The sequence below is a fragment of the Prevotella veroralis genome (assembly GCF_018127765.1).
Taxonomy (GTDB): domain Bacteria; phylum Bacteroidota; class Bacteroidia; order Bacteroidales; family Bacteroidaceae; genus Prevotella; species Prevotella veroralis.
Genome location: NZ_CP072330.1, coordinates 377,535 through 401,495, shown reverse-complemented (window position 1 = coordinate 401,495; position 23,961 = coordinate 377,535). Strand labels below are relative to the sequence as shown.

General features: G+C 43.4%; 18 protein-coding genes. 10 read left to right on the top strand and 8 right to left on the bottom strand.

Annotation, left to right across the window (positions count from 1 at the left end; all coding sequences use genetic code 11):
- The first annotated feature begins 97 nt into the window (after nt 1–97).
- Complete coding sequence (locus tag J5A55_RS01615) at nt 98–3,265, top strand: glycoside hydrolase family 2 TIM barrel-domain containing protein (protein ID WP_004382409.1); 3,168 nt, start codon at nt 98–100, stop codon at nt 3,263–3,265.
- Between the two features lie 597 nt (nt 3,266–3,862).
- Here the strand turns inward: J5A55_RS01615 and J5A55_RS01610 are convergent.
- Nucleotides 3,863–5,266, bottom strand: a complete 1,404-nt coding sequence (locus tag J5A55_RS01610) for a C1 family peptidase (protein WP_039851103.1) — start codon at nt 5,264–5,266, stop codon at nt 3,863–3,865.
- A 246-nt stretch (nt 5,267–5,512) separates the two neighbouring features.
- On the opposite strand from J5A55_RS01610, the gene J5A55_RS01605 reads away from it, so the two are divergent.
- The 8 genes from J5A55_RS01605 (at nt 5,513) to J5A55_RS01570 (ending at nt 12,907) form a co-directional block, all read left to right on the top strand.
- The gene (locus J5A55_RS01605) at nt 5,513–6,334 is read left to right on the top strand and encodes an ABC transporter ATP-binding protein (protein ID WP_039850922.1); all 822 of its coding nucleotides are present in this window, start codon (nt 5,513–5,515) and stop codon (nt 6,332–6,334) included.
- Nucleotides 6,335–6,354: 20 nt separating this feature from the next.
- On the top strand, nt 6,355–7,092 hold the full coding sequence (locus J5A55_RS01600) for a GIN domain-containing protein (protein WP_004382404.1): 738 nt from the start codon (nt 6,355–6,357) through the stop codon (nt 7,090–7,092).
- Nucleotides 7,093–7,114: 22 nt separating this feature from the next.
- The gene (locus J5A55_RS01595) at nt 7,115–7,921 is read left to right on the top strand and encodes a hypothetical protein (protein WP_004382403.1); all 807 of its coding nucleotides are present in this window, start codon (nt 7,115–7,117) and stop codon (nt 7,919–7,921) included.
- 28 nt (nt 7,922–7,949) lie between these two features.
- Nucleotides 7,950–8,312 (top strand): GntR family transcriptional regulator, encoded by a 363-nt coding sequence (locus J5A55_RS01590; RefSeq protein ID WP_004382402.1) that lies wholly within the window; start codon nt 7,950–7,952, stop codon nt 8,310–8,312.
- A 592-nt stretch (nt 8,313–8,904) separates the two neighbouring features.
- Entirely contained in the window at nt 8,905–9,804 is a 900-nt protein-coding gene (locus J5A55_RS01585) for a diaminopimelate dehydrogenase (protein ID WP_004382400.1), read from the top strand.
- Between the two features lie 152 nt (nt 9,805–9,956).
- Entirely contained in the window at nt 9,957–10,364 is a 408-nt protein-coding gene (locus J5A55_RS01580) for a PH domain-containing protein (protein ID WP_004382399.1), read from the top strand.
- Entirely contained in the window at nt 10,361–11,677 is a 1,317-nt protein-coding gene (dacB, locus tag J5A55_RS01575) for a D-alanyl-D-alanine carboxypeptidase/D-alanyl-D-alanine endopeptidase (protein WP_004382398.1), read from the top strand. The genes J5A55_RS01580 and dacB overlap by 4 nt, the downstream gene beginning before the upstream one ends.
- A gap of 12 nt (nt 11,678–11,689) precedes the next feature.
- Entirely contained in the window at nt 11,690–12,907 is a 1,218-nt protein-coding gene (locus J5A55_RS01570; RefSeq protein ID WP_004382397.1) for a mechanosensitive ion channel family protein, read from the top strand.
- An 18-nt stretch (nt 12,908–12,925) separates the two neighbouring features.
- Here J5A55_RS01570 and J5A55_RS01565 read toward each other — a convergent pair whose 3' ends face one another.
- Nucleotides 12,926–13,561 carry a hypothetical protein gene (locus tag J5A55_RS01565; protein WP_018910554.1) on the bottom strand — a complete coding sequence of 212 codons (636 nt, stop codon included), beginning with the start codon at nt 13,559–13,561 and terminating at the stop codon, nt 12,926–12,928.
- A gap of 356 nt (nt 13,562–13,917) precedes the next feature.
- The gene (locus J5A55_RS01560; protein ID WP_004382395.1) at nt 13,918–15,324 is read right to left on the bottom strand and encodes a hypothetical protein; all 1,407 of its coding nucleotides are present in this window, start codon (nt 15,322–15,324) and stop codon (nt 13,918–13,920) included.
- An 893-nt stretch (nt 15,325–16,217) separates the two neighbouring features.
- Here J5A55_RS01560 and J5A55_RS01555 point away from each other — a divergent pair.
- On the top strand, nt 16,218–19,004 hold the full coding sequence (locus tag J5A55_RS01555) for a porin family protein (protein WP_004382390.1): 2,787 nt from the start codon (nt 16,218–16,220) through the stop codon (nt 19,002–19,004).
- A gap of 130 nt (nt 19,005–19,134) precedes the next feature.
- Here J5A55_RS01555 and J5A55_RS01550 read toward each other — a convergent pair whose 3' ends face one another.
- The 5 genes from J5A55_RS01550 to J5A55_RS01530 all read right to left on the bottom strand — a co-directional run bounded on the left by J5A55_RS01550 (nt 19,135) and on the right by J5A55_RS01530 (nt 23,878).
- Entirely contained in the window at nt 19,135–19,512 is a 378-nt protein-coding gene (locus J5A55_RS01550; protein WP_004382388.1) for a hypothetical protein, read from the bottom strand.
- 93 nt (nt 19,513–19,605) lie between these two features.
- Nucleotides 19,606–20,277 (bottom strand): DUF4276 family protein, encoded by a 672-nt coding sequence (locus J5A55_RS01545; RefSeq protein WP_004382386.1) that lies wholly within the window; start codon nt 20,275–20,277, stop codon nt 19,606–19,608.
- On the bottom strand, nt 20,274–21,335 hold the full coding sequence (locus J5A55_RS01540; protein WP_004382385.1) for an AAA family ATPase: 1,062 nt from the start codon (nt 21,333–21,335) through the stop codon (nt 20,274–20,276). Before J5A55_RS01540 ends, J5A55_RS01545 begins: the two co-directional genes overlap by 4 nt.
- Nucleotides 21,336–21,593: 258 nt before the next feature.
- Complete coding sequence (locus J5A55_RS01535) at nt 21,594–22,052, bottom strand: DUF6078 family protein (RefSeq protein WP_004382384.1); 459 nt, start codon at nt 22,050–22,052, stop codon at nt 21,594–21,596.
- Between the two features lie 92 nt (nt 22,053–22,144).
- Nucleotides 22,145–23,878, bottom strand: coding sequence for an acyl-CoA dehydrogenase family protein (locus J5A55_RS01530; protein ID WP_004382383.1), 1,734 nt, complete (start codon nt 23,876–23,878; stop codon nt 22,145–22,147).
- Nucleotides 23,879–23,961: the final 83 nt, after the last annotated feature.

Genomic DNA, 23,961 nt, shown 5'->3' with positions numbered 1-23,961 from the left:
TTGTTAAGGGAATTTTTGCTAATTTTGTTGGTGTTTTCCTCATGCGTGTTACGCATATAAGGAGCAGTATAAAAAGAAACCTAAAGTATTGATCAACATGGAAAAGATAATCCTTACAGCTTTATTGATGGGTTTGTCTGTCTCTGGGCTACATGCTCAAAAGCCACAGATAGAGCCTACTTTCACAGAATGGCACGATTTACAAACAAATGCCGTCAACCGATTTGCAACACACACGGACTTCTTTGCTTTCGCACCTAACGATGAGTCAGCATGGAAGAGGAATGACCGTAAAGCCTCAACAAACTATCTCTCATTAGATGGAGACTGGAAGTTTAATTGGGTGGAACATGCTAATCAACGTCCAACAGACTTCTTTCGCACTGATTATGACGATTCACAATGGAAGACCTTACATGTTCCTGGTATCTGGGAGATGAATGGTTACGGCGATCCCGTGTATGTGAACGTTGGCTTTGCATGGCGTGGTAACTTCAAGAATAACCCTCCTGAGGTTCCGATTCAGGATAACCACGTCGGCTCTTATCGCCGTACTATCACTATACCAGACACCTGGACGGGCAAACAAGTTATTGCTCACTTTGGTTCAGTGACCTCTTGTATCTATTTATGGGTCAATGGTAAGTTTGTTGGATATAGTGAGGACTCTAAGATCGGACCCGAGTTTGACATCACCAAATACCTAAAGAAGGGTAAAAACCAGCTTGCTTTTCAAGTCTTCAGATGGTCAGATGGCAGTTATTGTGAGGATCAGGACTTCTGGAGACTTAGCGGTGTAGCACGTGAAAGTTACCTTTATGCACGTGATGCCAAGCAACACTTGGATGACATCCGTATTACTCCAGACCTCGTAAATGACTACAAGGATGGTACACTCAGCATCAACCTTCATCTTACAGGCAATACAAAAGCCTTCTTGGTATTGGAGGATACGGATAATAACCTTGCCTGTAAGACGGTCGTAACACCCGATAAAGCAGGACAAGCAACGGCTTTGATGGAATTAAGAAACCCAAAGAAGTGGACGGCTGAGACACCTTATCTCTATAATCTCTATGTTCATGTAGAAGATGCCAAGACTGGTAAAGCCATTGAGACTATACCCCTCAAGGTAGGATTCCGTAAGGTGGAGATAAAGAACTCACAAGTACTTGTCAACGGACAACCCATTCTCTTCAAGGGTGCCAACCGACACGAAATGGATCCAGATGGTGGTTATCTCGTTACACGTGAGCGTATGATACAGGACATTCAGATTATGAAACGTCTTAACATCAACGCTGTTCGCACCTGTCATTACCCTGACGACCCATTGTGGTATGACCTTTGTGATGAGTACGGACTATATGTTATAGCTGAAGCTAACCAAGAGAGTCATGGCTTCGGATACGCTAAAGACGCTCCATCAGGTACTCCCCTCTTTGCGAAACAGATAATGGAACGCAATCAACACAATGTAGGAACTAAGTTCAACCATACAAGTATCGTCTTATGGAGTTTAGGTAATGAGACTTGTTATAGTAAGAACTTTGACGATGCTTACAATTGGATAAAATCACAAGACAAGAGCCGTCCTGTGCAGTATGAACGGGCGGAGAAAGAGGGCTACGCAACGGACATCTTCTGCCCTATGTATTATCCACCAAAAGACTGCGAAGCCTATTCTAAGGATCCAAACTATACACGTCCTCTGATTCAATGTGAGTATAACCACACTATGGGTAACTCGGGTGGTAACCTCAAAGAATACTGGGATTTGATTCGTAAATATCCTAAGTTTCAAGGTGGATTTGACTGGGACTTCGTTGATCAAGGTCTACATCGTACACCGCACTTCGACACTTCTCGCACTACAAAAGACTATGAGCAATTAGCCAAAGAAGCGAATGTTGAAACGGAATATACCTATGGTGGCGATTACAATAAGCATGACCCTTCAGACAACAACTTCAACTGCAATGGTATCATCGGACCTGATCGTCAATACAACCCACATGCTTATGAACTTGCATACGAGTATCAGAACATTTGGGCGAAACCGATTGATTTGAAGCAAGGAAAGATACAAGTTCATAACGAATACTTCTTCCGTAACCTCAATAACTATCGAATGGAATGGTCATTGATGGACGAGGGGAAAGTTGTGAAACAGGGTACGATTGAAACGCTGGACATAGAACCGCAGCAGTCTGCTACTTACACTCTTCCAATCAACGGACAGGACTTTGACGGTGAAGGACTACTGAATATCGACTTTAAACTAAAGTCGGCTGAACCGCTCATGGAGGCTGGTCAGACCGTAGCAAGCATGCAGATGGAGGTGAATCCATGGCAACCAATGCCCAAGATGGAGCCTGTTTCGACTGCAAAGGTTAAGGTTTCTGACAACGTAAAGGCTGGTGAGGTGAGCTTCACAAGTAAGGACTTTGAGATTGTATTCAGCCGTCAGACGGGTCTGTTAACACGCTATGAAGTGAACGGAAGGAACCTCTTGGGCGAAGGTGGAACACTAAAACCTAACTTCTGGAGAGCCGTTACAGATAATGATATGGGGGCTAACTTCCAAAACAGATTAGCGGTATGGAATAATCCAAAGATGGACTTAAAGCAAGTCTCTGTAACACCTGCTACGAGACAGCTAACGGCTGTTTATGATATGCCCGATGTAGCTGCAACATTACACCTTATATATACTGTAGCACAAGATGGGGCACTTCATGTGAGCATGGAAATGCAAATGAAGGAGGGTTCGAAGGCTCCTATCCTACCCCGCTTTGGTGTGTTGATGCAATTACCTTACGACATGGATCAGTCCACTTACTATGGTCGTGGACCTATTGAAAACTATTCCGATCGTAAGTATTCACAACGCATTGGACTATACGAACAGACTGCTGACGAGCAATTCTTCCCTTACATGCGCCCTCAAGAGACGGGAACTAAGAGTGACATAAGATGGTGGAAGCAGACAGATAACGATAAGTTTGGATTCAAGGTGTACTTCGATGAAGCTCCATTCTACGCCAGTGCGCTACATTACAACATAAGTGACTTGGACGAAGGAAAGGAGAAACACCAACGCCATAGTTACCAAGTTCCAACTTCAGAGTACACTAATCTTACCTTAGATGGTTATATGATGGGAGTCGGCGGAATCAACTCTTGGGGTGAAGAACCACTACCACAATATCAGTTACCAGCGGTAAATAGAGCTATACACTTTTGGATTCAACCATGCAAATAAGGCACTGAGTTTAATTCAAAATTCATAGTTCATAATTCAAAATTATGGTTACTTTGAGTTGACGAGTTGACAGGTTAACGAGTAAACAAGTTATTTGTTCTGTGGGAAACAATACTATCTACTCCCCCTCTCCATGCGGAGAGGGGATGGGAGGAAGGCTCTTAAGTAGGGACAGACGCCCTCGTCTGTCCGCTACAACATTCCACCTTACATTACAAGCAGCTTTCCTTATGCGGACAGACGAGGGCGTCTGTCCCTACTTTAAGGCACTTTCTGGACTGCAAAACTCTTCCCTAATTAGCTCCCATGAGGCACTCCTCCCCTTAGGGGAGGCTGGGTGGGGTTTCTGGACGAGGGCGTCTGTCCCTACATTGAGGCAGTCACTTCAATCAAAGAGAGGCTTTCTTTAAAACAAAGAGACGCCCTTCTCATATCAAAGAAACGCCCTTCTCCATTGGAGAAGGGCGTTTCTTTAATTCAAGAATATTATTAGCTTCATTTCACGCAGACATTGTTTCATCTTCTAACAACACTATTCACTCCCCTCTCCATGCGGAGAGGGGCTGGGGGTGAGGCTCTTTTTCAATTTGTTACAACCTACATATCCTCCTGAAACAATGGGTCTTCTGGCACCACCATAACAGGCTTCTCTTGTGCAGCCTTTAGAACATTAGCAGGCGCATACTTCGTATCTACCACCAGTCGGAACATATAGTCATTGAACCAAGGATTGGTCATTATCAAGTAACCATTCTGTCCGTAAGTAGCTCCCCAAGAGTTTTCTACCTTCCACTTCTTCGGTTGTCCCTGCTCGTCAAGGTCAACTGCTGTAAGCGTCATGGCATGTGTTGAACCACTATCGAAGGTCGCAATGCGATCCACCTTATTCATTGGGAAGGTCGTACCATACAATGTTCCATAATCGTAGTTATCAGTATCAAGGTATCCACGAGTGCGATCCAACTGCTTGCCCACATCGTAACTACTGTACATCTTAGTCGAATCCTTCAACGAAGCAATAGCCATTTTATCGATCTCCTCCATAGGGAGATTAACGTACTTCCAGTTATGTCCATCGTAAGTATGGCGGTCGTAATCAATCTCATAAGTCTTATAATAAGGTCGACGAGGGTCGTTCATCACCATAAGGAATGTACCGTTAAGAGGACCACCAACCGTTTCTTTGTAGAATTCCTGCGGTGTATAGGTCTTCACCTTACCCACTTGTTTACCGCTCTTATCCTTGTAGGTGTAGTTGAAAGACTTAACTGGTTCGCCAAGAGAAAGCGTCAAGATGTGATAGATGGTACCTAACATCTCTGTCTTACGGGACTTGATGCTCGCTTTCGATTTCTTATCTGCTACCATCTTACGAAGCTCTAATCCGAACTCACGTAACTTAGAAGCTATGATGCGAGACATACGTGAGGTGTTCTCTGCCGAGTACGTTTCTGGCATTGTTTCCATCGGTACTAAGCCATACTTCTCCACGAGGTCTGCGACCCCACAAAACGTCCCTCCGTCCCCGATGGGGTTCTTAAAAAAGAACTGAACTCGTGGGTCGTCGATAGGTTTATTAGCATTATCTATAACGCTCTGAAGCATTAGGTTTGCCTTTTCCAACTGGTCATAAAAGGAGAGATAGACATGTGAATACTCTACATGTAACGTGTCTTTATGGGCACGAGCGAACTTAGAACGCAAGACATTAAGCCCCGTAAAGAGCCAACAACGCCCTGAACTCTTTTGGTTCTGAATGTTTTGTTTAGGTGTTTCAACACTGAAATAGGTATCAATAGGACCTGCATTGCGGAAGTTGCGAGCCAAGTCATCTATCGAATTAGTGGCTATCGCATTAGATAAAGCACGGTCAGAAGCAGTCAAGCCAGACCTCTGGATCTGCTGTAACATCTGCTTATCAATACCTCCATCTTTGGTTTGTGCCTGTAGAGAAAACGCTATGCTCAATAGCCCACAAGCAATCAACATGTTTCTTTTCATCATTATTTATTGTATTGGTATAGGGTTATTACAATTCACAAAGATAGTACTTATTTCCCAAATCATCTATAAGAACAAATGGAAAAAAGCCTTGCCTTTTTTGCAAAAAAACATTAAAACATTTGGAAGGAGCCGTTTTTTCAACTACATTTGCAGTGTATTATTAAAGTAGTACACCATTACATACAATCAAAACAAGCATTTAAAGACATTCAAAACATAACCCCCTTAAAACAAAAAGGAACTATGATTCAAGTTAACAAACTCTCTTTCAGCTATCCAGGAAGCAAACACAAGGTGTTTGATGGGCTGAACTTAGAACTCAACGAGAGCCGTATTTATGGCTTATTAGGTAAGAATGGAATGGGTAAAAGTACCCTACTCTATCTCATTGCAGGCTTATTAAAACCTTCAAAGGGCACAGTAATTGTTGATGGATACACCTCTTCACGGCGTTATCCAGCAATGTTACAAGAGATATACATCGTCCCTGAAGAGTATAACTTGCCTGACATGAGTCTCAAGAATTACTTAGCTGTACACGAGAAGTTCTATCCGAACTTCAGCAGACAGACCTTAGAAAAGTGCTTACAAGACTTTGAGATGCCCACAGATGTAGACATGAAGCAGCTCTCCATGGGGCAGAAAAAGAAGGTGTATATGAGTTTCGCACTTGCCACAGGGTGCCGACTTCTACTGATGGATGAGCCTACCAATGGGCTTGACATCCCATCCAAAACACTCTTCCGAAAGGTCGTTGCAGGTAATATGGCTGATGATTCGTCATTGATAATATCAACTCATCAGGTACACGACATCGAACAGCTGTTAGACTACATCATAATATTGGACAACTCAAAAGTGCTCCTTAACGATTCAACGGAAGCAATTACTTCAAGGTTTCGATTCGATGTTCTACAACCCAGCGAGATGGATAACTCGGTGCTTTATGCTGAACCCTCTCTACAAGGAAACAGCGTGATCTGTAAGCGTAAAGAGGGTGATAAGGAGACCTACATCAACTTAGAACTCTTATTCAATGCGGCAATTCAAGGTAAACTAAAGTAAATATAAAGGAGGACATCATTATGAAGAAACAATCCAATAAACGGATATCTACTATCCTATCAAGCCTTTTCTTGGTTTTAACATTCATCACTCTGTGTTCGTGCATCACAAAGAAACCTGACTACGGGCTACCCACCAAGAAGGCTATGAACGTCGAGGCGTTCCAGAATGTAGAGTTAGGAGGTAATGCAGAAGTCTACTTCTTGCAAGGAAATAAGTACCAAGTAGAGATAAAAGGTAGGGAGAAACTACTCGAATATGTGGATATCAAGGTTAAAAATAACACCCTCATAATCCACGAGAGGAATCACCCTTCACAAAAAGGGATCATCTCTTTTAATAGTTCTAACGACGGAGTTGATATAATAAAGGTATATGTAACATGCCCACAACTCGTTAGAGTGGATCAAGGAGGTAATACATCCCTCACTTTCCAGGACTCTCTTCAGGTAGACAAACTGACACTTGACATTAGAGGTAACTCTTGCGTCAAACTCAACAAAGTGAAAGTTGGCGAAATAAACATGGATATCTCTGGTAATGCAGACGTTAACATTGCAAAGTTGACGGCACAGACTACAAAATTCAACATCAGTGGTAATGCCAGTGTAAATACCTACTTTGACCATTCCGACAGTGTGGCACTCACCTTATCAGGCAATGCTGACATCACACTCAATGGCAACACACGTCAAAGCATACAACAACGAGTAACGGAAAATGCCTCTGTTACCGATAATACAAGTAGAACAAAATAAATAAAGAAAGGACTTATTAGTTATGAAAAAATTCGATATTAACCGATTCGGAAGAGTACTCTCTCGACTCATCCTCGTGCGTCGTCGCACAATAAAGAACCTATTCCTTGGATTCCTCATAGCCTTCTTCTTCCTTATGACCATACGTGTTTGTGACATCTTCGCATGGCAGGCAAAGAGTACAGAACAGATACAAATAAACCTCATGGGAAGCGTTGATTTCATCGTTAATATCCTATCGGCAGCATTCTTTATCATGGGTACCTTTGTCATTAATGACCTCAAGTTACGTCAGTCTCGCATAAATGAGATGATGCTACCAGCTACCAATGTCGAGAAGTTCGTGGCACGTGTAGTACTCGTGTCTATCGTTTTCCCACTCATAGCTGTGGGTGCTTTCCTGACAGCGGACGTGTTACAACAAATCGTCTCCATGCTGGTTAATCATGGTGCGAGGGCTTCGATGACAGCAATAGCAATAGACTTTATCCAAGCAACAAGCTCCCATTCTCCCCTTTGGGTACAGTTAGAAGTGATCGTTCTCACCAGTGCTTTCGCCGTATTAGGAGGCGTGTTCTTCCGCAAGACAGCATGGTTGAAGACCATTATAAGCCTCGGTTTGATTCTCATGATAATAGCAGGCTCTGTGACATTCATCGGTTACATGCTATTCACCAACACTGACTATCAACTCTCAATACCAAATGACTTAGTGGGAGATATTACTGGGAACATCATCTGTTTGGCACTCACTATATTAATGTATTGGGCTGCTTACAAACTATACACACGTTTGCAGGTTATCAACAATCGGTGGATTAACATATAATAAAGTATTAATGAAAGGATAAAAGATTATGACTTTCGAAAATAATAAGGCTATATACGAGCAGATGGCAGACCGCCTTTGCGATGAAATCATAGCCGAAACCTATAAAGCCGACGACCGAATCCCATCCGTAAGGGAGTATGCTGTCACCTTGCAAGTGAACACCAATACGGCAGTTAAGGCTTACGAACTATTGGCAAGAGAGCAGATTATCTATAACAAACGCGGTATGGGCTATTTCGTTTCGGCTGGTGCAAGGGAGCAAATCATGCTTGCACGACGCAAAACCTTTTGTCAGCAAACCCTTCCGTCATTGTTCCGTGAGATGCAACTCTTGGGTATCACGATGGAAGAAGTGGTGCAGGAATATAAATCGAAGGTGCAGTCTTAAACGCTGCCCTTCAATTCCTTTCATCAAGATAGACAATGGATAGAATCAAAGAGGGTGTTTCTTCAATATGAAGAGACGCCCTCTTCGCATCAAGGAAACGAGGGTGTGTCAAAATGCAAATACCATTTTGATAATCTTACAGTTTGAAACAATTCATTAAAAAAGACCATTTCTGTACTCGATTTTGAGTAAAGAAATGGTTTTTCTTTGCCTTTAGAAAAAAATTACTTATAGTTTGAAAGTTGTCAAGTTATTAATTTGCATTTTGACACACCCTCGTTTCTTCATTTTTAGTCCTGCTGTTTTAGCTAATGTGGCATTGCCTCGTTATATCCCGACCGACCATCCCCTAACTTGCTTCTGTTAGGCACTCTTCCCCGTGGGGGAGGCTGGGAGGGGTTTTGACATTCGGAGAGGGGAAGGGGCTGAGGCTTCTCCTCTTTCGCTATCTCTTGTTTGCAACAGAAGAGAGGGAGCTTGGGGGAGGAGATATTGAATAGTGTTAAAAAGCAATAGAAGACGATACTTGTTAGCAAATAAAATACTACTTTTGCGGAGAAAATTAGTTCAATTATATAAAAGGTAAGTAATTATGAAAAAGATTAGAGCAGCTGTTATTGGTTATGGTAACATTGGTCAATATAGTGTTCAGGCCTTAGAAGCAGCAAAGGATTTCGAGATTGCGGGCGTTGTAAGGCGTCAGGGTGACAAAGATAAGCCCTTAGAATTGACTCCATACGAGGTTGTTGATGACATCACAAAGCTGAAAGATGTTGATGTAGCTATCCTTGCAACTCCAACAAGAAGTTGTCCAGAGTATGCCGAGAAGATTACGGCTTTGGGCATTAATACCGTTGACTCTTTCGATATTCACGGTTCTATCCTCGACTATCGCACGAAGCAAATGGAGAATAACAAGCGTACTAACACTGTGAGTGTTATCTCTGCTGGATGGGATCCAGGTTCTGATTCTATCGTAAGAGTACTAATGGAGAGCCTTGCACCAGAGGGTCTTTCTTATACAAACTTCGGTCCCGGTCGTTCCATGGGACATTCTGTTGTGGCTCGTAGTAAGCAGGGCGTTAAGAACGCATTGTCAATGACTATACCTTTGGGAGAGGGCATTCACCGCCGCATGGTATATGTTGAATTAGAAGAAGGAGCCAATCTTGAGGATGTAACAAAGGAACTCAAGACCGACGATTACTTTGCTCATGACGAGTTGCATGTGTTTGCTGTACCTAGTGTTGACGCCTTGAATGATGTTGGTCATGGCGTTCACATGACCCGCAAGGGCGTTAGTGGAAAGACACATAACCAGCATTTCTCATTCGATATGAATATCAATAACCCTGCACTTACAGCCCAGGTGCTTGTCAATGTGGCGCGAGCTAGTTTCCGTTTAGCCCCTGGTTGCTATACAATGCCAGAGATTCCAGTCATTGATATGCTACCCGGTAGTCGTGAAGAGATTATTGCGACTTTGGTTTAAGGGTATTAGTCTTATTAGCCTTATTAGCCCAATTAGGCTAATAAGCCCAATAACTTTCCCCTCTAATAATGGCAACCAATATTGGTTGCCATTATCTTTTTAGGTAATATATTGACGTACAAAGGCTTTTATTTTGTACTTTTGCACTCTGTATGAGAACATTCCAACATAAAGTAACAATAAATGATTTAGGAGCGATACTAGTGTTTGGTCTTGGTGCATTCTTCTGTTTGTGGCATCGAACCAGTAGTGTGATGGTAGTCTTAGGGTTCGTTCTTATCGTGGTAACTCTTCGTGCTGTCGACCGTGCTATACATACCAGTTATGTTCTTACTGACGATGACCAATTACGCATTAGGACGGGACGTATCGGACTAACAAAGTCTATTTCTATCAGTGATATTCGGTCACTTGGGAAGCATCCCTTTGCTTTTCACATTGGACATTATATATTAATTGAATTGGTAAATGGCAATACCATTAGCGTACAACCTGATAATGTCGACTCGTTTCAGGCTGTACTTACCAAGCGAATGATAATGAGAAAGGACGAAGAATGAAGTTAAGATATTTATCGGCATTGGTTCTTTGTGTCGTATTGAGCCTACAGGTTCATGCGCAAGTATATCTTGATAGTACGGAGATAGCCAATATTTTGCATCCCAAGGCGGTTGTTGTTCAACCGAAAAGTGATGATGTTGATGAGGAAGAAGACGAAGATACAGATAGCATTATACCGGCTTTCTCCACTGATAGCCACCTCTCTTGGAAGGAGAATATAACGAATCGTTTGGATGGAATCATGCGTAGTCCACTCCTTGAAACGGTGCAGGCTTCGGTCATGGTATGGGACTTAACTGATGATGTTCCCGTCTATCAGTTCCGTGAGAAACTCCATCTTCGCCCCGCCTCTACGATGAAGTGCGTCACAGCTATTGCTGCTTTGGATAAGTTAGGAGCTGATTATGATTTCAAAACACGCATTTATTATACAGGAACAATCAATGACTCTACACAGGTTCTACACGGTGATCTCTATTGTTTGGGAGGCATGGATCCGATGTTGTCATCCGGTGATCTGTCGGCGATAGCAGACTCTATTCGACAGTTGGGAATCACTTGTATTGAGGGTAATGTCTATGCTGATCTGTCGTTCAAAGATAAAGACAGACTTGGAGAAGGGTGGTGCTGGGATGATAAGAATCCTATTCTTACACCCTTATTGATTGATAGGAAGGATGAGTTCTTAGATGTTCTTCTTCGCAAACTACGTACTGTTGGCGTGTCAGTCGATGGTTTCACCGATGAACGACAAGTTCCCTCTAATGCGTCATTGATCGTTACCTATACTCATTCTATACGTGAGGTCTTACACAGAATGTTAAAGGTCAGCGATAATCTCTATGCAGAGTCTATGTTCTACCAGTTGGCTGCGAGCGGTGGAGTTCGTTGGTGTTCTGCTAAGCAAGGGAGGAACTATGAGAATGCACTCTTCAGTCGTCTCGGATTGAATCCACGTGATTATAATGTGGCAGATGGCTCTGGTTTGTCACTTTACAATTATGTAAGTGCAGAGTTAGAGATCCAACTCTTGCGTCATGCCTATCGCAATCAAGAGATTTATAATGCGCTCTATGAAGCCTTACCAATCGCTGGTGTTGATGGCACACTGCGTAGGCGGATGCGTGGAACGAGTGCTCAAAACAACGTGAGAGCCAAGACTGGTACAGTGCGAGGAGTTAGTTCCTTGGCTGGTTATCTCACTGCTTCAAACGGGCATTTGATATGTTTCTCTATTATTAATAATGGTGGAATGACCCATTCACCAATGCGTCGTTTCCAAAACAAGATATGTGTGGCATTGTGCCAATAACCCTTCATTTAAATGCAAATAACTATGTTGCCGAAACTTCCTCATCACTTATTAAATGACGTACTAGAGCAGATTCGCATCTTTGTAGAGAATGTTATCCTATCATTGGGAGTGCATGGTCATGCTGTCCCAGTACTGCGTCATGTGTTGTTAACAGTGGTAGCTCTGTTGCTGGCACTCGTTGCTGAGCTTATTTGTAGGTATGTCTTTGTACCTTTAATACTGAAGATTGTAAAGCGAACAGAGGCTAAATGGGATGATGTAATATTTGACTATAAGGTCTTAAAGATAGCTTGTCGCATTGTTCCAGCCCTCGTTATATGGAAGTTAATGCCACTTGTTTTCTATCAAATCCCCGTAGTTCAAGAGGCTTTGGCACGTCTGACTGCGGTCTATCTCACCATTGCTACCACACAGCTTGCTGTTGGTATCATTGACAGATTGCGTTATCTAAATACGAAACCAAGCAGTTCTAAGAGCCAATACCTTAAGTCCTTCTGTGGAGTCTTAAAGATATTGACCATCTTTATAGCTGCTATTGTGGTTGTGGGAATACTCATTAATCGCAGTCCAATGACCCTTCTTGCTGGTTTAGGAGCCACATCTGCTATCTTGATGTTAGTATTTAAGGACACAATTGATGGTCTTGTCGCAGGAGTTAGGCTCACCAGCAATGAGATGATACACATTGGAGACTGGATAACAATGCCTGATGGCAGTCTTGATGGTACTGTCCAAGACATCACTCTGACCACTGTTAAAGTGAAACAAAGCGATAATTCCATCGCAACGGTATCTCCTTTAACATTGGTAAATGGCACTTTCCTCAACTGGAAAGATATGTTAGAGGGTGGAGGACGTCGTGTGAAGAAGGTCGTCTACTTTGATGTTCGCAGTATAAGAATTGCTGATGATGATCTCAAGAAGAGCCTCCTTGAGAAGGGATATGTCAAGGAGAACGAATTGAAGGGATCGGTTATAAACGTCGGACTCTTCCGTCATTACATGGAACATTACCTATCCAAACGAGAAGATGTAAACCCTAAGATGCCTTTACTCTTGCGTCAATTAGATGCGACACAGGCGGGAGTTCCTATCGAGTTTTACTTCTTCTTATCTAATAAAGATTGGATTCCTTATGAGCATTCAACGTCAGATATTCTCGAACATGTTTATGCCTATGCGCATGAGTTTGGCTTGATTATATATGAACAAAACCCTCAGCAGTAACCGTCAGGGGGCTTTGTTCTATTTTACTTTCTTATACTTTCCCATCGTTAACTCATCTAAATTGATGGTCAAAGTGTCGTCCTCTGCATCCTCATCATTGGTGTGGAGAATGACAAGTTGTGTATGAGCATTGGCTGGCGGTTCGGCAAATTCCCAACTAACATACACTCCTTTAGCATGCCCATCACCATAGAGTGTTAGTTCGTTAGCCCCTTCTTTTCCCTTTCCTTGCTTATTAGTTTCAGTCTTCCACGTACCTATGATATTTGCCAACGTGTGTGTGAAGCGTGCATCAACATTGTTGATACTTTCAATAATGTAGTGTCCCTCCTTGTCCTTTGATAGTTTCGCACGCACAACGTTACCAGCGAAATTAAGTCCATCACCCATCATTTTGTCTGCTCCTGACGCATGGATCGTATCGTCGCGCATAGGATATGAATAGAGTGTAATGCTGTCTTGGCTCGTAGCATCACCTATATAATACATGTCTGTATTGTTACTTTGGTTATAGCCGGGCACTAAGTATTTCACGATAGCAGGCTTTATGCTATCCGAGTCAACGTCTTTTCCTTTTCCTGTCAGCCCATTGCAGCTCGTGAGGGCACAACCTAACAGCACTGACAAGGAACTTGATAATAGTCTTATAGTCATTGTTATCTAATTCTCTTTTACCTATTTTCGCCCGCAAAAGTAAGTATTTTGCAGCAGAAAAGCAAATAGATAGAAAGGAAAAAGGGTGTCCTTTTTGCATCAAGATGCCGCTCTATTTAAATGAAGCCGAAGACCCAAAGTAGGGACAGACGCCCTCGTCTGTCCGCCAAGACACGACCAAGAAAAGCCTCCCTAAGCCTCTCCCAAAGAGAGGATGTTGCCTAACGGAGTGTTACAACTGGCTTGAAAGGCGGACAGACGAGGGCGTCTGTCTCTACTCTGTGGTAACTGAATTGATTAAGGATGTGCCTTTCTCCAAATGAAGATGGTGTTTCCTTGATATGAAAAAGAGAGTCTCAATAACTCACTTCTACGGCTGTTGGGAACACACGATAGGGGTCGTAATATTCCACACAACTATTTATCATGTCCTTTAGATTAGCCTTTACAACACCCTGAAAAGCTTTCTTTCCGTTGATGATCACTGTCACCTCTTTGTTAAGATTTACCAGTTTGTCATTGAGATAGATACGTAGTTTCCCTCCTTGAGCCGCCGAGTAAGAACGATTAAACTTCATTTCTATGCCCCATTGTGGCTCTTTCTCGGTTGTTGTATAGCGTACATCTTGTATGCTAAGAGTAATCACATTCCCTTGAATAGACATATCATAATAGGTGCGAAGGGCTGATGGACGCTTCAAAACTTGTAAGTTGTAAAAGCCTGAACGATGCCTTCCATCCATCTCAAAGTCCTCCCATAGCACCGTCTTAGGGTATGGATTCCTAACGAATTGGCGCAACCATGGTGTGGTGAGTCTATAGTCTATGTGGTGTTGCATACCGGGTAGGAGCTGTACACGATGGCGGAAGATAGGCTGTTGGTCAGCGGAGAGTGGACGAGAGAGTTGCGCTGAATCGAAGGCAACCTGCGTGTAATGGGTTAAGATGTTACGATAGAATCCAGTGTCATCAGCACCTGTTAAGAATGAAAAACCTATATTGGCACAATTCTCAACTGGCGCATTCTTCAATGGTTCTCCACCAGCCATTGGACCTGCTGCAGCCCAATAGTCGGCATAAAAAGAGGCTAATCTCTGACTTCCGTAACCGCCTTCTGATATGCCAAAGACATATATTTGGTTAGCATTGACAGCTCCTTCTGCGAGCGACTGGCGGATGAGTTTCTCCCAAGCAAACTGCTTGGCAAGTTGCCACCAACGATAGTATTCGCCCTCATTGGGTATCTGTGGGATGAAATAAGACGATGGCGAATCATTGAACGACTTGGCAAGTAAGATTCCATTCTGCCATTCCTGCGCCTTTGGTCCAGAGCCATGTAGATAGAGAAAGAGCGGTAGTGGCTTATCACTTGTACCTTTCGTTCCATAGTAATAAGGCATTTTTGCGTTAGACTCTAATCCTTGTGGCAAGTCCCATGATGCCTGATTAGCATTTTGTAAAGGCTCTGCAGGAATGAGTTTCTGCTCCTTCAGTGCCCGATTAGCTGCTTGCCAAGCCTTCCAAACCATCTCTTGATAGTGAGGAATATCCTTGTTCTTGATGCTTTGTTGTAGGTGGGTTACACAGGTAGGGGCATTGGTGAAAGCATTTCGGTCAGCCACTTCCGTGGTCAGTTGGGTGTTTAATGCTTGCAAGAAATAACTCTCTACGTCCTTTTCCAAGTTCGTTGACTGTGCATGAGCACCGACAGATAAGGTGAGAGCTAATGTGATTGTGGATGCGAAACGATTGAATGGTATCATAGTTAATAACGTTGTTTGTTCAGATTAATAAGTATTGTTTTGACGGCAACAAATATACACATTAAATCTTAGATAGCGTGTTTCTCCGTGTAGTTTTTTTGTTTTGTTCATTGTAACGAGGCAGTGCTTAGTTAGCAACGAACAGGAGACTGTAAAGAAGGAGAGGCTTTCTTCAATATGAAGAGGGCGTTTCCTTGATGCGAAGAAGGCGTCTCTTCACATCAAGGAAAGCCTCTCTTTGTTTCCAGCCACAATCTACCTCGTGTCTAAGCAATGCCACAAAGTAGGGACAGACGCCCTCGGATGGAAACCCCTCCCAGCCTCCCCCAAGGGGAGGAGTGCCTCACGGAAGCCAGTTTGGATGGTTCTTTTTAGCCAAATTGGTATCACAAAGTAGGGACAGACGCCCTCGAATGGAAACCCCTCCCAGCCTCCCCCAAGGGGAGGAGTGCCTCACGGAAGCCAATTTGGATGGTTCTTTTTAGCCAAATTGGTATCACAAAGTAGGGACAGACGCCCTCGTCTGTCCGCCTATAAATCCCTAATTAACATCCTGTTAGGCAACATCTCCTCCTTTAGAGGGGCTTGGGGAGGCTTTTATTTGCTGTGTTTTGGCGGACAGACGAGGGCGTCTGTCCCTACTTTGTGGCACTATATCCAACCGAAATAATAACTATTTTACCTCTTTAGTCATTTACTTTTTTACCTTTCCCAAGGCTTTTACCAAATAGAAGGTGTTAAAGATTTATATTTAAAGGGGGAATGCTTGCAATATGAAAGAATAATCTTACCTTTGCAATCAATTCTTATGTCTATGCCAATAATAGGTCTATACCTATGGGATAGATATTCAATAAATCCTTAACAAACGTCTAATAATCAACCTAAAGTTTATGACTAAGAACCGAGTTCGAAGCCTATTTGTTATGATTTGTGCGCTGTTTATATGCTTATCAGCCCATGCACAGAAGTATCGTTATCAAGTGAATGGATTAGTGCAAGACGCTATTACGGGGAAAGGACTACCCGTGAAGTTATACTTGATGACGGCGGATAGCATTGTGATAGATTCTGTTTCAACCAAAGCAGAGCAGGATCCAGAGAGCGGCGAGACGCTTTATTCTGGGGAGTATTTCTTTCCCGGTGTTACAGAAAAGGGTCATTACATTGTTCATGCAGTGTCAGAAGGGTATCAAGATGCCTACATGAATTGCGAACTGAAGAGCAAACGCGAGTTCTATATACCCGTGAGAGCCATCTATATGTATAAGGTGCACAAGTTAAAAGAGGTCATGGTGAAGGCGACAAAGCTGAAGATGGTTATCAATAAAGATACTATCGTCTATAATGCCGATGCGTTTAATCTGCCTGAAGGGAGCATGCTGGAGACCTTAGTAGCACGCTTGCCGGGGGCGAAACTGACGAAGGATGGACAGATATATGTCAATGGTAAGTATGTAGAGAGCCTATTGGTCAATGGCAATAACTTCTTTTCTGGTAACCCAATGATGGCTTTGGAGAACCTGCCAGCCTACACGGTAAGTAAGATAAAGGTGTTCAATAAGGCTGGACAGAAGTCACAGATGATGGGAAAAGACATGGGCGACAAGGTATATACAATGGATGTACGACTGAAGAAGGAGTATGCTACGGGCTACATGGGCAACTTTGAGGCTGGAGCAGGCACTCAACACCGTTATAAGACACGTGCTTTTCTCCTGAAGTTCTCCGATAAGGAGCGTATCGGGACATACTTTAATATGAACAACCTAAACGATAATCAGCGGGCAAGACTTGATGGGGAATGGTCGCCGCAGGATGTTTCTGACGGACTAACAACGACGAAGACAGCAGGACTCTCTTATATGCGCCCCTTGGGCTCACCGATCTCTTGGTTCCAAAGTGATGTCACTTGGGAACATACGAACGATAATTTGGTAACGAAGACGAACACACAAACCTTCTTACCCGATGGCGACTCCTATCGCAAGGCGGTATCGAATATGCGGAATAGTAGTACGTCGTGGCAAGCAATCAATATGTTAGTTTTAGTAAAGGATGCCTATTATGTGACATCGAATCTGGCTGCGTCTTATAAGAAGAAGACGGGTTGGGGATTAGATAACCAGCGTGACTCGGTACATAATTCATTGTTGAGCCGACTGATGGAAAGCCAGAGTAACGATGTAAAGCACTACGCTTTCGCATTCGATAATAGTGTGGGATGGAAGGTGTTAATGAGTGACATGCTCGGAGTAACAAGCCTGGTGTATTACACACGAGACCTGAATCGCTCATTATCATCGTCCGACTTGCAATACCCAACGGCTGCCTTACCTGCAGATAAGCGTGTGCGCTATCTCAATACACCGAATCAGAACCTCAAGCTAACGGCTGGGTTGTATTATGCATGGAACTATCGTGACCGCAGTGTGACCCCAGAATACAAGTACATCTATAACTTTAACAAGGCAAATAACCTCCTTTACCGACTCGATAGGATAGGTGCTGGACCTTATTCGCTCGATAATCTCCCACCATCAACAGCCTTGATGATGGCGGGCGCATTGGATGGTAACAACACTTATGAGTATCGCGAGCGTCGACATGAGCACCTCTTCAATCTGTCTTATTCGTCATTAAAGAGCCTACTCTTCGGTGCCGAGTTCCGTGTGGGAGTACCCATTCGCCTCTTGCATGCCAGTCTGAACTATGAACGAATGGGCATGCAGCACATCAGTCGACAGCGGACATTCTTCGAACCTATGCTCTCTTTGGAGAAACAAGGTCAATGGTCAGTGCGCATGGGGATGAGTTCGGACTTCCCCGATATGACGCTTCTTACCACTTACCGAGACGATAGCAATCCGCTATATGTGCGTGAGGGCAATAGCAAGTTGCGTGACATTCATAAGTACTATGTGACGGGTAATGTGACATTCCGCGGTCAGCACCAACAGAGTATCAGCCTAAGTGCGAGCTATAATCAGACGGATAACGCTGTAGCATACCGTCTGCAATATGATAAAACGACCTCCGTGTCGCACATCCTACCCGTTAGTGTGAATGGTAACTGGCATATTAATGGTAGTTTCAACTTCACACGTGCATTGGATAAGAACAATCGGTTGACGATTGATAACAACTTCGCAGCAGAATATAGGCACTCTGTGGATATGGCACAGACGCTGGGTAGCACGGGAAACGAGCGTAGCATAGTGGGGAATGTGATACTCGATAACACATTGAAGTTGAATTATCGAGCCAATGACAATGCAGAGTTTGCCTTGCACGGAGGCGTGAAGTATTACTCTATTACCAGCAAGCGCACAGGCTTCGAGGCAATTCATGCAGGCGACTATAACGTGGGACTGAATACGACCTTAGCACTTCCTTGGTATTTCCAGTTGGTCACAGACATGACAGTCTTTATGCGTCGAGGCTATCAGCAAGCAGAGATGAACACGTCAGATTGGCTCTGGAACGCACAACTCACACGTTCCTTCTTCAACAATCATTTGTTGGCTAAGTTGCAGGCGTTCGATATGCTCCACCAGTTGAGGAGTACAAGCTATGCCGTTAATGAGCAAGGGCGCATGGAGACTTGGCACAATAGTATTCCCCGATATGTGATGTTCTCGCTCGCATGGAAGTTCAATGTCAATCCAAAGAAGAAGTGATCATGCACTCGCTTACTATCTAATCACGTGTCCTCTTACCATCTAATCACGTGCTATCTACCATCTAACAAAGAAAGGTCAGGCTATGTTTTTAGCCTGACCTTATTGTTTGTTGGAACGTTACAGATGCCTATTCGGGCTGCATGATACCATTCACGCCTATACTTAGAACGCCCTTCACGCTCTTGAAGTAGGCTATAGCTTTGTCAATATTCCATCCTTCGCGCACCTTAATCGCTACTCCATTAGATTCCTTGTATTTGTAGAGCACCGTACATGCGCTCGTCTTGATCGCCTTCATCAGTGGTTTGCTGCCCTTCTTCTTATCGAAGAAAATAACCAACGTGTAGCTTGCCAGTGCAGGAGCAGATCTTACTTGCGATGTCGAATCAGCCTCTCCCTCACCATTCATAATCCGTTCCTTGATAGGGCATTGCGCCATTGCTGTGGTTGATTGAACCACTAGGAAGCCCATTAATAATAGGCTTGCTTGCATATATCTCTTCATATTCTTTCCTTTTAAGTACGTGCTGCAAAGATAGAGATAATTTCGCATATCACCATAAAGGCGTATGTTTTATTTCACTCCTATCAGTTATCTTTATTCTTCTCTAAGTGCTGCTTCCATGCGTTCTACCCAATCCTTGAATCGAGGACATTTCTCCAACAGTACAGACATACCCGCTGTAGTGATAATATTAATTCCATCAACAACTTTGTTGTAACCATAAATTAGTTTCTTCAATCGTACGGAAGGAGCTGTATCAGGAAGGTTATTAATGTCCTCAGGGTTGGGATATTGTCGGATGACATCTATTAGTCCGTCATAATTCATTTCGTTCCTTTCAAACAAGTCGGTGATACCATTGATGGACGCAAACACTAAAGCTTCAAACTCATGAAGTTGAATATAAGGAATAAAGTTATCGAACCTTTGGTTCTGGCTATTTTCTAAATCCTCTTTCATTCTCGCTTCAAGTAAATCAGCTTGTTCCTTGTGGGTTTGTACCTCTGTCGATTCGCTGAAGCCGGGGGTGTCTGATGGTAGGCGATAGAAGTCAATCATCATTGACACTACCACATCACTCTCGTAAATGATATTTAGAACATCTTTTTTGATGTAAGAGTATTTGGATATTCCACCGTGGGAGTGTTTCGTCTTAAAGCATTGTATGACATTATATAGTCCTTGAGAATAGAAAAAGGGACGAAGTATGTTATTGACGAAACTCTCTTCTGTCTCACCTTCTACAATTATTACCAGTCGTTTCATAGTAATGTTGGTTGTCCGTTAATAACACTTTTAGTCCATAAGTCACCTAAAGAATAGTCATCTAACCAGCCTTGTAAGGCGTTGCTATCTAATCTGCTGAAAGAAGATTGCTTGTCTTTGTGGTCTGCGGTGATAATCTCGTCTGCATCAAAGTTATTGATAAGGTTTACCGACTGTGTGGATATGATAACCTGACAATCCCTAGCAGCTACTGACTTTATCATACCTGCCAGCTTGACAATAGCTGTCGGGTGCAGTCCTAGTTCTGGTTCGTCAATGATGATAACTTTAGGGAGGGTTGGTTGTAGCAAGAGAGTGGCAAGGGCTATGAAGCGTATGCTACCATCTGATAAATCTTTGGCATCAAAATACTTCTCGCTATATTCCATATCGCTCCATTGCAAGTTGATTTGACTTTCGTCAAGTCGTGATGGTGCTAAGGAGAAGTTACCAAAGTACGGCATGACAGAGCGGACAGTTAATTCTATTCGTTTCAGTGTCTTGGGATATTTCTCTTGTAGCATATAGAGGAATGCAGGGAGGTTACTACCATCCGTATTGAGATAGCGGTTGTCATTGACATTTGCGCTACTTCTTAATGGCGCATCTTTGCTTGTGTCATGGAAATGGAATATCTTGTAACTTTGAAGATACTCTCTCAGCCATTTATCTCTATAAGCCGTTGAGTCTTTGATTTGACTTTCATCTATGTTAAAAACATGGTTAGGTCTTGATTGATAGTAGCTTCGTTCTTCGGCAATGAACAGACTTCCGTTGTCTCGTGCTTGGAGTGTTACTCCATAAGCGTTATCACCAAACTCCAGATACCCTTTCAGCTCCTTAGTGTGCTTCTGTCCATAATAGAATAGTCTTTCAGCACTATTCTGCATCGTGTAATTATGCAATCGCTGCTCGTAAATGATGTTTATTAGTTTGAAGAAAGATATAAAGTTTGTTTTACCCACACCATTTGAACCAATCAGAATATTGATTGGCTTTAATTCTAAATCTATGTGACGAATAGACTTATATCCATCTATGACAACTCTGTTTAGCATTGTGAGAATCTCATTATAAAGTAAAGGATAATTCCATTGCAAATATACGATAAATTTATTGTCTTCACAACTATTTCTATTTAATAGAGCTATAAGTAACTCTTATACCGACACTTTTGACAAAAGAGTTGGGAAGAAATACTTCTGCTCTGAGCGTAAAGACACACTGGTAGTCTTAATGATACTGGAATATCACCCTGATGATACTGGAATATCACCCTGATGATACTGGTGCATCCTATAAGTGCGAAAGAATTATTATGCAGATGTGTAAAGCTTTACTAGTCGAGGATACTGTTCCTCATAGCGGTCGAACTCGATGGCAGCTCCATTATATCCCATATCATTGAAGACATCTCTTATAGTCTGTTGCTCGCTCTCTGTAATCACTCTCTTTCCTTGTTTCATGCGGTAATACACCATTCGTCCGAAGGTGTAGATGAGCTCATTTCTGATACTATCCATATCGGCAACCCGCACATTATCATATATGCGAGAGATGCCCCATGCGAAACGCTCTTTGCGGTCGGCTTCATAGATAGGGCAGGGCTGCTTGCCCGTTATCACCTGTGGGTTAGCTAAGGTGTAATGCTCATTTGTGTTCGTGTGGAGCATGGTGTAGGCTGTGTGGCGCAGACAACTGTTAGCTTTCGGACAGTTCGTACCAGCGCAGTGAATATAGTTGTAATCTAATTGATTGTATTCCTCTTGGATCATAGTGTGTGTTTAGTTATATAATAAAGGTAAGGAGGATGTGTCGAAAATGTAATGACACATCCTCCCGTTAGACGTTTCTTGTGTATTAATGGTTATGCTTCAGCAGGTTCATCGTCCATAGCCTTGAAGTTAGCAAGGTCTGCTGGGTCGAATGACTTGATGTAAGAAGCGTGACCAATCACCTCTTCCTCTGCCATGCGAACGAATACATTAGCCGACTTCTTGAATAACTCTGGTGCCTTAGAAGCATCTTCTATCAAGAGTAGCGAACCGATGATATCGGCTGTCATATTGTACAGACGGCGAGCAAGGAAGTCGTGGACATCCTGATTATCATAAGCGTTTACTCTCTCGATTGACTCCTCGTAAAGCTCAACAAGACGAGCAACACGATCGCGCAAAGCCTTCATGCAGTCGCAAGCGAGTTCGCCCTCGAGCATCTCCTTCATGATAGAAAGGTAGGTGCCGTTGGTGATGTAACGAATAGCAGCTACTACCTGGAGTTGCGTTGTACCCTCATAGATAGAGAAGATACGCGCATCACGATACAAGCGTTGGCACTTGTACTCCATGATGAAGCCAGAGCCTCCATGGATAGAGATAGCGTCGTAAGCAGTCTGGTTAGCGTATTCAGAGTTGATACCCTTGGCTAGTGGAGTGAAAGCGTCAGCCAGTCTTGTGTACTTCTTCATCTCTTGACGCTCCTCTGGAGTGAGCTTCTGGCCACGAGCAATATCCTCCAATGCCTTGTAGATATCAACGTAACGAGCCGTCTGATACAATAGCGAACGACCAGCGTCGAGCTTCGCTTTCATGCGAGAGAGCATATCGTAAACCGCAGGGAAGGTGATAATCTTCTTGCCGAATTGCGCACGTTCCTTTGCGTATGCCAATCCCTCGTTGTAAGCCTCTTGCTCAAGACCAACCGACTGAGCGGCTATGCCGAGTCGAGCACCATTCATCAATGCCATAACGTATTTGATGAGTCCCATGCGTGTGTTGCCACATAGTTCTGCTTTTGCATTCTTGTAAACAAGCTCGCAAGTAGGCGAACCATGTATACCGAGCTTGTTCTCGATGTGACGCACATCAACGCCTCCATTACGCTTATCGTATATGAACATAGACAAGCCACGTCCGTCTCGTGTGCCCTCTTCCGATCTGGCGAGGACGAGGTGGATATCAGAATCACCATTGGTAATGAATCGCTTCACACCATTCAGTCGCCAGCAGTTCTCCTTCTCATCGAAGGTAGCCTTGAGCATAACGCGCTGGAGGTCGGAACCAGCATCTGGTTCGGTGAGGTCCATTGACATGGTTTCGCCTGCACAAATGCGTGGGATATAGCGTTGGCGTTGGTCGTCATTACCGAACTCGTAGAGCGTGTCGATACATGACTGCAATGACCAAATGTTTTGGAAGCCAGCATCAGCAGCTGCAATAAGCTCTGATAACATAGAGAATACGACGTTAGGAAGGTTCAATCCACCATATTGGCGTGGCATTGATACGCCCCATAAACCAGCTTGACGAGTGGCTTGGATGTTCTCAAGCGTCTTGCTTGCATAGTGCATGCGGTTATCAATGAGGTGTGGACCTTCTTGATCGACAGCTTCAGAGTTAGGTGCGATGATGTTTGCTGTGATGTCTCCCGTAATGTCAAGGATACGCTTGTAATTCTCAATAGCGTCCTCGTAGTTTACTGGTGCATCAGCGTGTGTAGCGGCATCAGCGTAGTTACGCTCCTTCAATTCTACAATGCGTTTCATCAATGGATGATTCAAGTGAAACGCTATCTCTGGGTGGTCAGTATAATAATTTGCCATATTAAAAGTGTAGCGACCCCTCCCCCTTTCCCCTCCCCCAAAGGGAGGGGAGTAGAATGTTCTGTTCCTAGTGGTTAGGGGTC

Bases quoted from the DNA above. Each gene is read 5' to 3' on its own strand.
- J5A55_RS01615 (WP_004382409.1), top strand. From the start codon at position 98: ATGGAAAAGATAATCCTTACAGCTTTATTGATGGGTTTGTCTGTCTCT.
- J5A55_RS01610 (WP_039851103.1), bottom strand. From the start codon at position 5,266: ATGAAAAGAAACATGTTGATTGCTTGTGGGCTATTGAGCATAGCGTTT.
- J5A55_RS01605 (WP_039850922.1), top strand. From the start codon at position 5,513: ATGATTCAAGTTAACAAACTCTCTTTCAGCTATCCAGGAAGCAAACAC.
- J5A55_RS01600 (WP_004382404.1), top strand. From the start codon at position 6,355: ATGAAGAAACAATCCAATAAACGGATATCTACTATCCTATCAAGCCTT.
- J5A55_RS01595 (WP_004382403.1), top strand. From the start codon at position 7,115: ATGAAAAAATTCGATATTAACCGATTCGGAAGAGTACTCTCTCGACTC.
- J5A55_RS01590 (WP_004382402.1), top strand. From the start codon at position 7,950: ATGACTTTCGAAAATAATAAGGCTATATACGAGCAGATGGCAGACCGC.
- J5A55_RS01585 (WP_004382400.1), top strand. From the start codon at position 8,905: ATGAAAAAGATTAGAGCAGCTGTTATTGGTTATGGTAACATTGGTCAA.
- J5A55_RS01580 (WP_004382399.1), top strand. From the start codon at position 9,957: ATGAGAACATTCCAACATAAAGTAACAATAAATGATTTAGGAGCGATA.
- dacB (WP_004382398.1), top strand. From the start codon at position 10,361: ATGAAGTTAAGATATTTATCGGCATTGGTTCTTTGTGTCGTATTGAGC.
- J5A55_RS01570 (WP_004382397.1), top strand. From the start codon at position 11,690: ATGCAAATAACTATGTTGCCGAAACTTCCTCATCACTTATTAAATGAC.
- J5A55_RS01565 (WP_018910554.1), bottom strand. From the start codon at position 13,561: ATGACTATAAGACTATTATCAAGTTCCTTGTCAGTGCTGTTAGGTTGT.
- J5A55_RS01560 (WP_004382395.1), bottom strand. From the start codon at position 15,324: ATGATACCATTCAATCGTTTCGCATCCACAATCACATTAGCTCTCACC.
- J5A55_RS01555 (WP_004382390.1), top strand. From the start codon at position 16,218: ATGACTAAGAACCGAGTTCGAAGCCTATTTGTTATGATTTGTGCGCTG.
- J5A55_RS01550 (WP_004382388.1), bottom strand. From the start codon at position 19,512: ATGAAGAGATATATGCAAGCAAGCCTATTATTAATGGGCTTCCTAGTG.
- J5A55_RS01545 (WP_004382386.1), bottom strand. From the start codon at position 20,277: ATGAAACGACTGGTAATAATTGTAGAAGGTGAGACAGAAGAGAGTTTC.
- J5A55_RS01540 (WP_004382385.1), bottom strand. From the start codon at position 21,335: ATGCTAAACAGAGTTGTCATAGATGGATATAAGTCTATTCGTCACATA.
- J5A55_RS01535 (WP_004382384.1), bottom strand. From the start codon at position 22,052: ATGATCCAAGAGGAATACAATCAATTAGATTACAACTATATTCACTGC.
- J5A55_RS01530 (WP_004382383.1), bottom strand. From the start codon at position 23,878: ATGGCAAATTATTATACTGACCACCCAGAGATAGCGTTTCACTTGAAT.